The sequence below is a fragment of the Streptomyces sp. NPDC054796 genome, from assembly GCF_053611545.1.
In genome coordinates this window covers 22,810-36,051 of sequence record NZ_JBSHAO010000051.1, presented here as the reverse complement: position 1 = coordinate 36,051, position 13,242 = coordinate 22,810, and the positions used below count along the sequence as shown (strand labels likewise).

General features: G+C 72.5%; 10 protein-coding genes. 5 read left to right on the top strand and 5 right to left on the bottom strand.

All coding sequences use genetic code 11. The annotated features are described in order from the left end of the window. Positions 1-29: 29 nt before the first annotated feature. The 5 genes from ACWGJ2_RS31675 to ACWGJ2_RS31655 form a co-directional block, all read right to left on the bottom strand. Positions 30-1,511, bottom strand: coding sequence for a glycoside hydrolase family 30 protein (locus ACWGJ2_RS31675; RefSeq protein WP_453349732.1), 1,482 nt, complete (start codon positions 1,509-1,511; stop codon positions 30-32). A gap of 105 nt (positions 1,512-1,616) precedes the next feature. Then, positions 1,617-3,023: a GH1 family beta-glucosidase gene (locus tag ACWGJ2_RS31670; protein WP_453349731.1), complete on the bottom strand. Its 1,407-nt coding sequence runs from the start codon at positions 3,021-3,023 to the stop codon at positions 1,617-1,619. A 20-nt stretch (positions 3,024-3,043) separates the two neighbouring features. Next, on the bottom strand, positions 3,044-3,946 hold the full coding sequence (locus tag ACWGJ2_RS31665; protein WP_453349730.1) for a carbohydrate ABC transporter permease: 903 nt from the start codon (positions 3,944-3,946) through the stop codon (positions 3,044-3,046). Then, positions 3,939-4,961, bottom strand: coding sequence for a carbohydrate ABC transporter permease (locus ACWGJ2_RS31660; protein WP_453349729.1), 1,023 nt, complete (start codon positions 4,959-4,961; stop codon positions 3,939-3,941). The genes ACWGJ2_RS31665 and ACWGJ2_RS31660 overlap by 8 nt, the downstream gene beginning before the upstream one ends. A gap of 13 nt (positions 4,962-4,974) precedes the next feature. After that, positions 4,975-6,375, bottom strand: a complete 1,401-nt coding sequence (locus tag ACWGJ2_RS31655) for an ABC transporter substrate-binding protein (protein WP_453349728.1) — start codon at positions 6,373-6,375, stop codon at positions 4,975-4,977. Between the two features lie 140 nt (positions 6,376-6,515). On the opposite strand from ACWGJ2_RS31655, the gene ACWGJ2_RS31650 reads away from it, so the two are divergent. The 5 genes from ACWGJ2_RS31650 to ACWGJ2_RS31630 all read left to right on the top strand — a co-directional run bounded on the left by ACWGJ2_RS31650 (position 6,516) and on the right by ACWGJ2_RS31630 (position 12,351). Further along, the gene (locus tag ACWGJ2_RS31650; RefSeq protein ID WP_453349727.1) at positions 6,516-7,817 is read left to right on the top strand and encodes an ROK family transcriptional regulator; all 1,302 of its coding nucleotides are present in this window, start codon (positions 6,516-6,518) and stop codon (positions 7,815-7,817) included. 88 nt (positions 7,818-7,905) lie between these two features. Continuing rightward, positions 7,906-8,835 carry a sugar kinase gene (locus ACWGJ2_RS31645; RefSeq protein WP_453349726.1) on the top strand — a complete coding sequence of 310 codons (930 nt, stop codon included), beginning with the start codon at positions 7,906-7,908 and terminating at the stop codon, positions 8,833-8,835. A gap of 294 nt (positions 8,836-9,129) precedes the next feature. Continuing rightward, complete coding sequence (locus ACWGJ2_RS31640; RefSeq protein WP_453349725.1) at positions 9,130-9,780, top strand: bifunctional 4-hydroxy-2-oxoglutarate aldolase/2-dehydro-3-deoxy-phosphogluconate aldolase; 651 nt, start codon at positions 9,130-9,132, stop codon at positions 9,778-9,780. Positions 9,781-9,925: 145 nt separating this feature from the next. Further along, on the top strand, positions 9,926-10,927 hold the full coding sequence (locus ACWGJ2_RS31635; RefSeq protein ID WP_453349724.1) for an NAD-dependent epimerase/dehydratase family protein: 1,002 nt from the start codon (positions 9,926-9,928) through the stop codon (positions 10,925-10,927). Between the two features lie 83 nt (positions 10,928-11,010). Next, positions 11,011-12,351 carry a cytochrome P450 family protein gene (locus tag ACWGJ2_RS31630; RefSeq protein WP_453349723.1) on the top strand — a complete coding sequence of 447 codons (1,341 nt, stop codon included), beginning with the start codon at positions 11,011-11,013 and terminating at the stop codon, positions 12,349-12,351. Positions 12,352-13,242: the final 891 nt, after the last annotated feature.

The following is a 13,242-nucleotide window of genomic DNA, read 5'->3' as shown; positions in this document are numbered from 1 at the left end:
CACCCCCCACACCCCACCCCCCACACCCCTCATGCCCCGGTGGGCGCCCCCGGCCAGGTGAGCGTGGCCACGGCGCCCGCCGGGAGCCGGTACGTCAGGGACCTGCCGCTTTCGGTGACGGAGAAGGCGCGGGCGCTGTCCGTCGCGTTGAGCACCACCGCGGCCCGTGATCCGTCCGGGTTCTCGAAGGCGACGTTCTGCACCCCGCCGGGCCCCTCGGTCGTGGAGGCGATGCGGTGGGCGCCGCGGTCGACGAACCGGGACAGATGGCCCAGCGTGTAGAACTCGGCGTTCTTCGCGACGTTCCCGCCGTCGATCTCCACGACGCCGTTGCAGCGGGTGCCGCAGTTGCCGAAGTGGGGCCCGCCCCTCCCGTCGAGGGCCAGGTTCCACAGCACGACGGTCTCCGCGCCCGCGCGCATGCTCCGGATCACCAGGTTCTCCGTCTGCCACTTGAGGCTGTCGGCGAAGGTCCGCGACGCGTCGTCGCTGTCGGTCCCCGAGCACTCGGTGAAGAAGACCCGCGCGCCCGTGTCCCGCACCTGCCGCTGTGCCTCGGGCTGCCCGCCGTAGCAGTGGAAGGCGGCGCCCTGAACACGCTCGATGTCCGACGTCTCCGCCAGGACGTCGAGTGGATAGTCGGGACGGTCCCAGTTGTGGTCGTAGGCGAAGAGGCGGGTGCCGAGGCCGGCGGCCGTCAGCTTCCCGTCGAGTACGCGGAAGAAGTCCGCCTGCTCGGCCGCCGACATGCCCATCGACGGATACGTCGTCTCGAACAGGGGCTCGTTCGCGACGGTCAGGTCCTCCAGCGGTACGCCCGCCTCGCCGTAAGCCCGGATCGCCTTGACGAGGTAGTCGGCGTAGTCACCGTAGTGCTCGGGCTTCAGCTTGCCGCCCTCCAGTTTCCCGCTGTCCTTCATCCACGCGGGCGCCGACCAGGGCGAACCCATGAACCGGATGCCGGGGTTGAGGGAGCGGGCCTGGCGCAGCAGGGGCAGGATCTCCTTCTCGTCGCGGGCGATGGAGAAGGAGCCGCGCTGGTCCTCGTAGGAGTAGTAGGGCAGCTCGGCGACGAAGTCGCTGCCGCCCAGGGGCTGGCGCAGATAGTCGAGGCCGATGCCCTCGCCGTCCTCGGTGAAGAGGTCGGCCATGAGCTGGTCGCGCTCGCCCCGCGGCAGCCCCGTCAGCAGCCGCGCCGAGGCTTCCGTGACGGACGCGCCCGCGCCGGTGAACTCCTGCTCGCGCACGCGTGAGTCCACGGAGATGTCGGTCTGCTGCGGCGTGCCGTCGAAGGCCAGATCGGCTTCCCTGGCCAGGCGCTTGCCGCCGTCCGGGGTGGTGATCCACACCTGGGCGCTCGTCGCGGCCGACGGCCTCGCGCCGTCCGCCTGTGCCTGTGTCTGTGCCTGCGCGGTCAGGACGCCTCCTCCCGCCGTGAGCGCCAGCACACACGCCAGCGCGACGGTTCTCCGGTGCTTCCGTCTGCCGTGTCTTCCTTGCGTCCTTCTCATGATGCGGCTCCTTCATGTGGGGGATGGAGCTTCCGCCCTCCATACGGGAGGGGGACGGGGAGATCCCGCCGCGACGGCGTCCCTTCCGTCGCGACGGGACGCACCTCACGCCGCGCGCCGCGCCCTCCTGCGGTGCTCGCGGACGTGGTCGGCGTAGCGGCGCCCGCTGCCCTTGACGGTGCGCCGCTGCGTCGCGTAGTCGACGTGGACGAGGCCGAAGCGCTTGTCGTAGCCGTAGGCCCACTCGAAGTTGTCCAGCAGGGACCAGGCGAAGTAGCCCGCGAGCGGGGCGCCCTGGGCGACCGCGTCCGCGCAGGCGGCGAGGTGCTGGTCCAGGTAGCGGGTGCGCTCGGGGTCGTCGATCTGCCCGTCGGGGCCGACGGTGTCGGGGTAGGCGGCGCCGTTCTCGGTGACGTAGAGGCAGCGGGCGCCGTAGTCCTCGGTCATGCGCAGCAGCGTCTCGGTCAGTCCGCGCGGGTGGACCTCCCAGCCCATGCCCGTGTGGTGTGCCTCGGGCAGCGGGACCTGGCGGGCGCGGGGGAGGGGGCCCGTGGGGTCGTCGGCGACGACGTTGCGGAAGTAGTAGTTCAGGCCCAGCCAGTCCAGCGGCGCCGCGATGGTCTCCAGGTCGCCGGGGCGCTCGGGCAGATCCACGCCGTACAGGTCGAGCATGTCCTGCGGGTAGCCGCGCCCGTGTACCGGGTCCATCCACCAGCGGTTGGTGTGCCCGTCGGAGCGGCGTGCGGCGGCCACGTCGGCCTCGTCGTCGCTCGCGGGCTCGCAGTGGGTGAGGTTGTTGACGAGGCCGACGCGTGCCCCGGGGACGGCGGCGCGCAGCGCGGCCGTCGCCAGCCCGTGGCCCAGGTGCAGGTGGTACGAGGCACGCACGGCCGCCGTCAGATCGGTCAGGCCGGGGGCCATCAGGCCCTCCAGATGGCCGATCCAGGCGGAGCACAGCGGCTCGTTGAGCGTCGCCCAGTCCTTGACGCGGTCGCCGAGGCGCTCGGCGACGACGGAGGCGTAGGCGGCGAAGTGCTCGGCCGTGTCCCGCTCCGGCCAGCCGCCCCGGTCCTGGAGCGCCTGCGGCAGATCCCAGTGGTAGAGGGTGGGGAAGGGGGTGATGCCCGCTTCGAGGAGGGCGTCGGTGAGGCGGTCGTAGAAGGCGAGGCCGCGCTCGTTGACGGGCCCGTCGCCGCCGGGCACGACGCGCGGCCAGGCGATCGAGAAGCGGTAGGAGTCGACGCCCAGCTCCCGCATCAGGGCGATGTCCTCGCGCCAGCGGTGGTAGTGGTCGCAGGCCACGTCGCCGGTGTCGCCGCCCGCGACCTTGCCGGGGGTGTGGGAGAAGGTGTCCCAGATGGAGGGTGAGCGGCCGTCCTCCGCCGCCGCGCCCTCGATCTGGTACGCGGCGGTGGCCACGCCCCAGCGGAAGTCCGCGGGAAGCGCGCTCAGGGCGGGCGGCGCGGGCCGGGCGGACGGGGCGGGCGGGACGGAGGCGGAGGGGTCGGACACGGAGTTCCTTTCCGTACGGGTCACTTGACGGCCCCGGCGGTGAGACCGGCGACGAGATAGCGCTGGAGCAGCAGGAACCCGGCGACGACGGGCACGCTGGCGACGAGCGAGGCGGCCATGACCTGGTTCCAGTAGACCTGCGTCTGGGTGGCGTAGCCCTGGAGGCCGATGGCGAGGGTGCGGGTCGTGTCGTTCGTCATCACCGAGGCGAACAGCACCTCGCCCCAGGCGGTCATGAAGGAGTACACGGCGACGGCGACGATCCCCGGCACGGCGGCCGGTACGACGACGCGGAAGAGCGCACCGACCGGGCCGCAGCCGTCCACGAGGGCCGCCTCGTCGAGGTCGCGCGGGATGGAGTCGAAGTAGCCGATCAGCATCCACACGGAGAACGGCAGCGTGAAGGTGAGGTAGGTGAGGATGAGCGCGCCGCGCGAGCCGTAGAGCGCGATGCCCGTGGCGTTCCCGAGGTTGACGAAGATCAGGAACAGGGGCAGCAGGAAGAGGATGCCGGGGAACATCTGCGTGGACAGGATGGTCACGGTGAAGACCCGCTTGCCCCGGAAGCGGTAGCGGCTGACGGCATAGGCGGCGAACGTCGCGATGACGACCGAGCACAGGGTGGCCGCACCCGCCACGATGAGCGAGTTCAGGAAGTAGCGGGCGAGCGGGACGGTGTCCCAGATGTCGATGTACGGGCGCAGCGTGAGCCCGCTCGGTATCCACCGGAAGGCGCCGGAGACGTCCTCCAGGGGCTTGAGGGAGCTGCTGACCATCACATAGACGGGCGTGACAGCGAAGACCGTGAGCAGCGTCAGCACGATCCGCCGGGTCCACACGAAGGCGGCCGGGGGCGCGGTGGGCGACGGGTGGCCGCCGTGGCCGACGCGGCCGTCGGCGGGGCTGGTGGAGAGCCTAGGCATCCTGTTTCCTTCCCCGGCCGCCGCGGTTCGTGACCAGCAGATACGCGGCCGTCACCACGAGCAGGAACAGCAGCAGCAGGACGGACATGGCCGAGCCGTAGCCGAAGTCCCAGGTGGCGAAGGACGACTGGTAGATGTGGACCGAGATGAGGTCGGCCGCCTCTGGCGCCGACTTGCCGAAGAGGATGTAGGGCACGTTGAAGTCGTTGAAGGTCCACAGGAAGAGGACCAGGACGAGGACCTGGTTGACGGGCTGGAGCGACGGGAGGGTGATCTGGCGGATCTGCTGCCAGATCCCGGCCCCGTCGAGCTGAGCCGCCTCGTACAGGTCGCGCGGGATGTTCTGGAGCGCGGCCGTCAGGATCAGGAAAGCGAACGGCCAGGTCCGCCACACGGAGACCACGACGAGCGCGGTGAAGCTGTTGTCCCCGATCAGCCAGAAGGACGGCGAGTCCGTCACCCCGAGCTGGTCGTGGAGGACGTGGTTCACCAGGCCGTTGTCCCGCTGGAGCATGAACGACCAGGTGATGACGGCGGTGTAGATCGGCAGCGCGTACGGCGTCAGGAACACGGCGCGCAGCACCCCGCGCCCCCGGAACCCGTCCTGCGTCAGGATCGCCGCCGTCACCCCCAGCAGCCAGGCGAGGCCCACGGCGAGCACCGTGAAGGCACAGGTGACGGCGAAGGAGTGCAGCAGGGCCTGGCCGACGGGCGCGTCGACGTCGACGGCGATGCGGAAATTGTCGAGCCCCGCCCACGGGGCCGCGCCCCAGTTGCGGATGTACTGCTGGCTCAGGTCACGGAAGCTCATCAGCACGCCGACGGCCATCGGCGCCAGGTGGATGAGGATCTCCAGCAGGAGCGCGGGCAGGAGCAGCAGATAGGGCAGCCCCGCCCGGCGCACCCGGTCGGGCAGGAGGTGCCCGCGCCGGGTGCGGCGGGTGCGCCGGGAGGGCCTGCCGCCTGTGGGGGGTGGCGTGTCAGGGGGAGTACGGGGAGGGCTGAGCGCGGTCATCGGCTGCGCTTCCTCACTTCTTCATCTGCTGCTGGGCCTTGGTCAGCCGCTCCTGCACGGAGCCGGTGGTGACCTTCCGCCCGGCCGCCGCGTCGGCGAACAGCTCCTTCATCGCGGTGCCGACGAGCGTCTCGAACTTGGACTCGTCGGCGACCTGGGGGAGGGGCGCCGAGGAGGAGGCCAGCGTCTCGCGCAGCACCTTGAGGTCGGGGGTGCTGAAGGCCGGGTCGTCCTGGGCCGCCTCGACGGGCGGGACGGCGCCGTAGGTCGCGTTGAGCTTGCGCTGCTCCTCGTCCGAGGTCATGAACTTCACGAACTTCATGGCGCCGTCGATGTTGTCGGTGTTCTTGAAGACGGCCAGGTTGATCCCGGCGACCATCGAGTTGACGGCGCGCTCCCCGGTGGCTCCCTCAGACTGGACGGGGATGGGCGCGACGCCGTACTCGTCGGGCTTCATCCCGTGCGACTTGAGCGAGGTGGCGGCTGCCTGCCACATCAGCATGGCGGCCTTCCCGGTGGCGAAGTCCTTGACCGACTCGTTCTTGGCGTACTCCGCGTTGCCCTCGGCCGCGATCCCGTCGGCGGCGAGGAAGTCGATGTACTGCTTGACGGCCTTGACGGCGGCGGGCGAGTCGAAGTCGGGCTTGCCCGAGGCGTCGAAGAAGTCGTGACCGTGCTGCTTGCCGAGGACGAAGGCGTGGTGCGCGTTCTCGACGGGGTTGCCGCCCTCGACGGCGAGCCCGTAGTGCCCGTCGCCCGTGAGCTTCTCGCCCGCTTCGACCAGCTCGTCCCAGGTGGCGGGCGGTTCGTCGACGCCCGCGTCCTTGAGCATCTTCTTGTTGTAGTAGAGGCCGTAGGCCAGCGAGTACAGCGGCACGGCGGCCGGCGGCTTGCCCTCGGCGCCCGTCGCCGCGAGTGCGGAGGGCACGAAGCGGTCGCCGCCGCCGATCTTCTTCAGGTTCTTCTCGTCCCAGGCGAGCAGCGCGTCGGTGGCCTGGAGCGAGGCCGACCAGGTGTTGCCGATGTTGAGGACATCGGGGCCCTGCCCGGAGGAGGTGGCGGCGAGGATGCGGTCCAGGAGGCTGTCCCAGGGGACGACCTCCAGCTTGACCTTGATGCCCGTTCGCTTCTCGAAACGCTTCAGCTCGGGGGTGAGCACCTTCTTGTCGTGCTCGATGCTGGCGCCCTGGTTGCTGGCCCAGTAGGTCAGCTCCTTGGGGTTCTCGTTGCTGCCCTCCTCGCCGCCGGTGGTCGAGCCGCCCCCGCAGGCTGCTGTGGTGGCGGCGAGCGCCACGGCGAGGACACCGACGGCGGCGGTCCGCGAGGCGCGTGCGGTCCGCGGGGCGCGTGCGGTACGGACGGTGCGGGTGGCGCGCGCGGTGCGTGCGGCGGTACGGACTCGACTGGTGCGCATGGTCAGTTGGCCCCTCTCCGAGGCGGCTGCGTTCGACCTCTGAATGGTCGCCCGGCTTAATTCACGGCGTGAGTTAAGTAGTGAGAGAAGAGCCCGTCAAGACTTCTGACAGAGGTAGGTTCGGTGCGGGAGGGAGCCACATGGCAGAACGGAACAAACGCACGGTGCGCGACCTGCGGCGCACCAACCGGGCGGCGCTGCTGCGCCATCTGTATTTCGAAGGGCCCCTCAGCAGACAGGAGTTGGGACAGGGGACGGGCCTCAGCTCCGGGTCCGTCAGCAATGTGGCGGCCGAACTCCTCGCCGAGGGCGTGCTGGAGGAGGCGGGCTCCGTCGAGTCCGACGGCGGCCGTCCCCGCACCCTGCTGCGGGTGGCCCCGCACAGCGCGTACCTCATCGGCGTCGACGTGGGTGAGACGCGGGTGCGCGTCGAGCTGTTCGACCTGACGCTCGCTGAGGTCGCCCGCGGCGAACTCCCGCTGGAGGACGGCGGACACGACGTGGCGCTCGTCGTCCGCCTCATCGCCGACGGGCTCCGCGAGGTGCTCGCAGGCGCGGGCGTGGACGAGGGGGCGGACGTGGGCGGGCCGGGGGGCGTGGCGGCCGGGGGCGCCGCCCCGCTGAGCAGGCTGCTGGGGATCGGCGTCGGCGTCCCCGGCATCGCCGAACAGCGCCCCGAGGGCGGCGCGCTGGTGCACGCCCAGACCATCGGCTGGGACGCGGTGCCCCTGGAGGCGCTGCTGCGCGCGGCGGCCGGACTGCCCCGTGAGGTGCCGGTGCTCGTGGACAACGGCGCGAAGACCCTCGGCCAGGCCGAGATGTGGTTCGGCGCCGGACGGGGAGCGCGCGACGCCGTGATCACCCTGCTCGGCTTGGGCGTCGGCGCCTGCGTGGTCACCGGCGGCGTGCCCTACGGGGGCGCCGCCAGCAGCGCGGGCGAGTGGGGCCACACGGTGCTGAACGTGCGGGGCCGCCGCTGCCGCTGCGGCGCGCTGGGCTGCCTGGAGGCGTACGTCGGCGCCGGAGCTGTGCTGGAGCGCTGGCGCGAGGCGGGCGGCAGCCCGCTGGAGGGCGACGAGGAGACGGCGCTCGCGGGGCTCCTGGCGACCGAGGGGGAGGGCGCGGCAGCGGTGGAGCGGGTGCTCGCCGAGACCGCCGAGTACCTGGGCGCCGGCCTCGCCGACCTGGTGAACCTCTTCAACCCCGAACGCATCGTGCTCGGCGGCTGGGCGGGACTGTTGCTCGGGCCACGGCTGTTGCCTGCGGTGCGGGAGGCGACGGGAGCGTACGCTCTTCGGTATCCGGCGGCGCGTACGGCCATCGAACTGGGGCGCCTGGGGCCGGACGCGGTGACCGTCGGAGCGGCGACACTGCCGCTGCTCCGCTTTCTGGATGCGGGAGGAAGTGCCCCCGGGGGTGGCTTTGTCGGCCTGAGCGGGTAACGTTACCTACAGAGAGTGATGCCGTGCGGGCAGATGTGGGGAGATACCGGTGGTAAACGGACCGGAGGCGGTTACTTGCGGTGAGGCCATGCTGTTGATGCTGGCCGAACCCGGCATGCCGCTGGACCGCGCGGTCTCCTTCCGGCGCTCCGTGGCCGGTGCCGAGTCCAACGTCGCGCAGGGACTGGCCCGTCTCGGGCACTGGGCCCGCTGGATCGGCCGTGTCGGCGACGATCCGGCGGGGGAGGCCGTCATGCGGGAGCTGCGGGCCGACGGCGTGGATGTCTCCTGCGCCCAGATGGATCCCGAGGCCCCCACGGGGCTGCTGCTGCGCGACAGCCACGAGCGGCGCCCCATCGACGTCCAGTACTACCGCTCGGGCTCCGCCGCCTCCCTCCTCGCACCGGCCCATGTCAGGGCCGAGGCGCTGGAAGGGGCGCGGGTGGTCCATGTGACGGGCATCACCCCGATGCTGTCCGAGTCCGCCGCGCAGGCCACATGGGCGCTGATCCAGCGGGCCAGAGAAGCGGGCGCCGCGGTCTCCTTCGATCCGAACGTGCGGCGCAAGCTCGGCACCGACCACCAGTGGATCCGCACGGTGGGCCCGCTGCTCAGGGAGGCCGATCTCGTCCTCGCGGGGGAGGACGAGCTGGAACTGCTGCTGGGCGGCGGCGCGGAGGAGGCGGCGAAGGCGCTGCTCAACCTGGGCCGGGCCCGCACGGTCGTCGTCAAGCGCCGCGACCACTCCGCGGTGACCATGGACCACGACGGGCAGTGGACGCAGCGGGCCTTCGAGGTCCCGGTGGCCGATCCCGTCGGCGCGGGCGACGCGTTCGCCGCGGGCTGGCTCTCCGGCTGGCTGCGCGGGCTGCCGCCCGAGCGCTCCCTGGCCGAGGCGGCGTGCGTGGCGGCGCTCGTCGTCCAGGCGCCCTCGGACACGGACGGCCTGCCCACCGCCTCGGCACGCGACCGCGCCCTGGCCTCCCTCACCCGCGGGGGCGAGACCGTGCACCGCTGAACGGCCCGCCACGACGGGCACCGCTTACGGACCGGCACCACCACCGCAGGCACCACCCAGGAACGGCGCGACGCACGTACCGCACCGCCGCGCGGCGGCGCGGTACGTGCCGGGCGCGCGAGCGGCGGAGCGGCGTCGGCCGAGCGGCACCGCACCACAGGCACACGTAACGAGTACGCGCACAAGTAGCAAGTACAAGCACGAGCACCGGCACAAGCGCAGGCACTGGCACCGACACAGGCACGAGCACTGGCCCGGGAACCGAGCAGGCGACAAGAAAGGCGGCGAACTGCCGTGTACCGCTGGGAGATCACCCGCGTCGCGCTGGAACAGCGCGTCTTCGCCATCGTCCGCAGCGACAGCTACGAGCACGCGACGGCGTCGGCCGACATCCTGCTGGGCGCAGGCATCACCAGCCTGGAGATCTCGCTGACCACTCCCTTCGCACTGGAGGCCATCAGCACCCTCCGCCGCGAGACCGGCGACGACTCCGTCATCGGCGCGGGCACGGTCCTGGACGCGACCACCGCCAGCATGGCCGTCGACGCGGGCGCCCGCTTCCTCGTCTCGCCCAGCCTCGACGCCGAGGTCATCCGCACCGGGCACCGCTACGGCATCCCCGTCTTCCCCGGCGTGGCCACCCCCACGGAGATGGTCCGCGCGCTGGAACTGGGCGCCGACGCGCTCAAGCTCTTCCCCGCCTCGGGCCAGCACCCGGGCTGGCTCAAGGACGTACGGGCAGCGCTGCCCCAGGCGGCGCTGCTGCCCACGGGCGGCGTCACGCCGGACACGGCGCCGGAGTGGATAGCCGCCGGAGCGGTCGCGGTGGGCATGGGCTCGGCCCTCGCGGAGGGCGACAGGGAAACCGTGTCCAAGCGCGTCACGGAACTGCTCCAGCGCCTGGAGGACGCGGTTCCGGTGACCCCGCGCCGCAGGCGTCGCTGACGGGGGCGTCGGCGGGGGCGTTCGGCCGGGCGCGGTGACGGCAGCCCGGTCCATGAAGCTTCGTCCACGCGGCCTCGCCCACGTCGGGCTCCGCTGTCGGCGAACCCGCAGGGCGCCCGGCGTCCCGGGTGCTTGAGTGGCCCGCATGGAGATTCTGGTACTGGGCGGCACGGCATGGGTGGGCCGGGAGGTGTCCCGGCAGGCGCTCGCGCGCGGTCACCGTGTGACCTGCCTGGCACGCGGCGAGAGCGGCGAGGTCGCGGAGGGCGCGCGGCTGGTGCCCGCCGACCGTCGCGTACCGGACGCGTACGAACCGCTGCTCGACCGGGAGTGGGACGCCGTCGTCGAGGTGTCGTGGCAGCCGGGCTTCGTGCGCGGCGCGCTCGAAGCGCTGGGCGCCCGCGCCCGGCACTGGACCTACGTCTCGTCCATCAGCGCCTACGCCTCCCACGCCGCCCCGGGCGCCGACGAGGCCACGCCCCTCCTCGCCCCGACCGCGCTCGGCGAAGTGGACCGCTCCTCGTACGGCGAGGCGAAGTCCGCCTGCGAGGAAGCCTCGAAGGCCGCCGTCGGCGACCGCCTCCTCGTCGCCCGCGCCGGGCTCATCGGCGGCCCCGGCGACCACACCGGACGCTCCGGCTACTGGGTGGCCCGCGCCGCACGCGACCCGCTCGGACCGATGCTGGTGCCCGACGTACCGGACATGCCGACGCAGGCCGTCGACGTGCGCGACCTCGCCGCCTGGCTGCTCGACGCGGCGGCGAACGGGACCACCGGCACGTACGACGCCGTCGGCCCCGTCCTCCCGTTCGCCGAGTGGACCGAGCTGTCCCGCGAAGTGGGCGGGCACACCGGGCCCGTCGTCCCCGCCGACTCGGCGTGGCTGCTGGCGCACGGCGTGGCCGAGTACATGGGGGCCGAGTCGCTGCCGATGTGGCTGGTGGAGCCGGGCTGGGAGGGGATGTCGGCCAGGACGGGCGCCGCGGCACGCGCCGCCGGGCTGCGGCACAGGCCGCGCGCCGAGCTGCTGGCCGACACGCTGCGCTGGGAGCGGGCGCAGGGCCTGGACCGGGCGCGCCGGGCCGGCCTGAGCGCGGCGCGGGAACGCGAGCTGCTCGACGCGCTCGGTGCGCCCGGTGTGCTTTGACGTGTTCGGCCGGGGCCGAGCGCCGTCGAACCCCTGGCCGGATAACGGTATTGACGTGCGGCGGCGCCCGTACGATCGCACGCATGACTGACGGGACACAGGCGACCGCCGCGCCGGACGCCGCACCGCACCCGACGACTCCCGCCCCCGTGGCGGCTCCCCCGGGCACCCCCGACGGCGCCCGCACCGGCCCCCTCGCTGACGCCATCGCGGCGGCGACCGGCACCGACGGCGTGCTCGATCTGGACGCGCTGGGCGACCTGTTCACCAGGGACCCGTACCCCGTCTACGCGTGGCTGCGCGAGCGCGGCACCGTGCACCGGGTCCGCATCCCGGAGGGCACCGACGCCTGGCTCGTCCTGGGCCACGAGGCGGCGCGCGCCGCGCTGAACGACGACCGGTTCTCCAAGAACTGGGCGCACGCCTCGTCGGACCTCGGTCTGGAGAAGCTCTCCTCCGGCACCAGCATGCTCGTCTCCGACCCGCCCCGGCACACGCGGCTGCGCAAGCTCGTGGCACGGGAGTTCACCGCCCGGCGCGTGGAGGCGATGGCCCCGCGCGTCCAGGAGATGACGGACGAACTCCTCGACGCGATGCTGGCCCGTCCCGACGGGCGCGCCGACCTGCTGGACGCGCTGGCCTTCCCGCTCCCGATGTCGGTCATCTGCGAACTCCTCGGCGTGCCCTTCCTCGACCGCGACAGCTTCCGCGGCTGGACGGAGGCGATCCTCACGGCCACGCCCGCGACGATGGGCAGGGCCGCGGCGGCGAAGGAGTCGGCCGACGCGTATCTGGCGGCCCTCGTGGAGCGCCGCCGCGACGAGCCCGGCGACGACCTGTTCAGCGGGCTCATACGCACGACCGACGAGGACGGCGACACGCTCTCGTCCACCGAACTCCTGGGCATGGCCTGGCTGCTGCTGGTGGCGGGACACGAGACCACGGTGCACCTCATCGCCAACGGTGTCCTCGCGCTCCTCACGCACCCCGAGCAGCTTGCCGCGCTCCGCGCAGACCCGTCGCTCATCGACAACGCGGTCGAGGAAATGCTCCGCTTCGACGGCCCCGTGGAGACGCCCACCTACCGCTTCACCCTCGACCCCGTGGAGATCGACGGCACCGTCATCCCCGGCGGTGGCGCCCTCGTGCTTCCCGTCCTCGCCGACGCCGACCACGACCCCGCGCGCTTCCCCGAGCCCGGCCGGTTCGACATCCGCCGCGAGACCCGGGGCCACGTCGCCTTCGGGCACGGCATCCACTTCTGCCTCGGCGCGCCGCTCGCCCGGCTCGAGGCGCGAACCGCCATCGCCACGCTCCTGAACCGCGCCCCCAACCTGGCACTCGACACCCACCCCGACGCCCTCATCTGGCGCCCCGGCATGCTGATCCGCGGCCCCCGCCGCTTGCCGATCCGGTTCGCGTAGGGGGTGTTGCGGTTCCCCTTCGCGGGGTGCGGAAGGAAACGGGGGGTTGCCCCTTCACGCTGGTGTGCCCCTTTACGGGGTGCGGGGTGATGGCTTCACGGGGTGCCCGGTTCTTGTGGGGGTGCGCCTTGGCTGGTGCCCCTTTGGGTTCGTTCGCGTGGTGCGGTCCGGTGGCACGGGTTGTGCCCACCCGTCCCGCCTTGCGGGACGATTGCCCACAACTTTGGCGTGCCGTCGCCTGGCGGGGGCGTCCCTGGGTGGCCCTTGGGGTTCCGTTGCCGGGCGCGGGCCGGTGGCTTCGGCGCGGCGTGTGGATCTGTAGTTCGCGGCTTGCGCCGCGTGGTTCTTGGCTTGTGCCGGTGGCCGTGTGGGGTTGCTGTGTGGTGGGGGTCGGCGCCGCGGTGGGGTGTCTCCTCGGCGTGAAGGTCTCGTGTTCGGCTTTCGGCCGGTGACTTGCTCGTCCTGCGGGGACACCCCACCACGTCCCCTCCCGCCCGGTGGCCAACTATCGGCCGGTGCCCCCTCCGCTTGTTCCCATGCTGTGGACCGGTGCCGTACCGGAGGGGCTCCGCCCCCACCGTTGTGGGCAGGCGTTCCGCATGGGGAGGGGGCACCTCCCAGTGGTAGCTGGGGGAGGGTGGGCACAACCCGTGCCACCGGGCCGCAGCACGCGAACGAAAGGCCAGGGGGCACTCGGTTAGGCGCACCCTGCCAAGGGGGTGTTGCGCGGGACGGTTGGCCCGGGGAGTGGGGACCGTAGGTCCCGCGCTGGGGGCGTGGCGCCGCACGTGATGGAGTCGGCCCCGGCCGACCCGGAGTGGCAGTGGGCCACCGGCGGGACGGGGGCGTGGTGGGGTGTCCCCGCAAGTGGTGGCGACGAGTGCCGGGGGA